Source organism: Vicinamibacterales bacterium (assembly GCA_036504215.1).
Lineage (GTDB): Bacteria > Acidobacteriota > Vicinamibacteria > Vicinamibacterales > Fen-181 > FEN-299.
Genome location: DASXVO010000041.1, coordinates 1 through 1519, shown reverse-complemented (window position 1 = coordinate 1519; position 1519 = coordinate 1). Strand labels below are relative to the sequence as shown.

Here is a 1519-nt window from a genome sequence, read left to right as displayed (position 1 = left end):
CCGCCGGGTATTGGGCCCGGAACACGTCGCGACCGCGGCAATTGTGTGCCGGGCGCGCAACGGGTACCCGCTTGGTGACGGAATCGACGTCAAGACCATCGGGGAGATCGACCTTCCACTCGACGCCTGAATCCCCCCGGTCACGTTCACCGGCGTCCGCCCGGGCGAGAAGCTCTACGAGGAACTGGTCGGCAACGCGGTGTACAGCTCCGCCGGCGTGACCACGGTAGGCGGTAAGGGGCGCCGTGAAAGGCGCCCCTTACCGGACTTACGGATCAAGGCCATCCGCGAGGCGGGCCAGCATGTGTCGAAGCCGACCCGCCAGGTTCCATAGATCCCGGCGCGCATAAAATGCGATTGGGCCGTATAATGTGTTCATGTGGATCGCTCGATATGTCGAGGCCCGCCTCATCCGATCTGTCCGCACCCGACCGGTGGTCGTCCTGACCGGCGCCAGGCAGACCGGGAAAACGACCACGCTCCGCCGCCTGTTCCCGCACCACCGATTCGTGTCGCTCGACCTCCCCTCCGAAGCGGAACTCGCCGAGAAACAGCCAGACGCCTTCCTGGCCAGATACGCGCCCCCCGTCATCTTCGACGAGGTCCAGTACGCGCCGGCGCTGTTTCGTCACCTCAAGGCGGCCGTGGATCACGACCGGGCGCGTCGCGGTCAGTTCCTGCTGACCGGCTCGCAGAGGTTCACCCTGATGGCAGGCGTCTCCGACTCCCTGGCCGGACGCGCCGACATCGTGGACCTCGAGACGCTGTCTTACCGCGAAATCAGCGATGCCCTGCCGTCCACGACCGCAGACGCCGCACTCGTGCGCGGCGGCTTCCCCGAACTTCAAGCCAACGCCGACATCGACGCCGTCGCCTTCTACAACTCCTACCTGGCGACCTACCTCGAACGGGACGTCCGCGCCCTTGCCAACGTCGGCAGCCTTCGCGACTTCGAACGGTTCCTGCGCGCCTGCGCGCTCAGATCGGGCAACCTCCTGAACAGAGCCGACCTGGCGCGCGACGTGGCTATCGCCCCGTCGACGGCGAACCAATGGCTGTCCGTTCTGCAAGCCTCGGGTCAGGTCGTGCTGCTCGAACCGTGGTTTTCGAACCGAACGAAATCGCTGGTCAAGAGTCCCAAACTCTACCTCGCCGACACCGGCCTGCTGTGCGCGCTGCTCAACATCCGCACCCCCGATGAGCTCCGACGCTCGCCGTCGGCTGGCGCCGTTTGGGAGACGTTCGTCTTCGCGCAACTCCGCCACCGCGAACGAATCGCCGGCCGCACGCGGAGTCTCTTCTTCTGGCGCGACCGCACGCGCGAGGTCGACTTCCTGGTCGATTCCGCCGGCCGCCTGGAGCTCTTCGAGGCGAAGTGGACCGAACTGCCCACTCCATCCGACGCGATCAACCTCGCCTTCGTCCGCCGGGTATTGGGCCCGGAACACGTCGCGACCGCGGCAATTGTGTGCCGGGCGCGCAACGGGTACCCGCTTGGTGACGGAATCGACGTCAAGAC

The 1519-nt window shown here is 66.2% G+C and carries 1 protein-coding gene; it reads left to right on the top strand.

The annotated features are described in order from the left end of the window. Positions 1 to 377: 377 nt before the first annotated feature. On the top strand, positions 378 to 1519 hold a 1142-nt coding region (locus VGK32_12865), incomplete at its 3' end, for an ATP-binding protein (GenBank protein ID HEY3382658.1).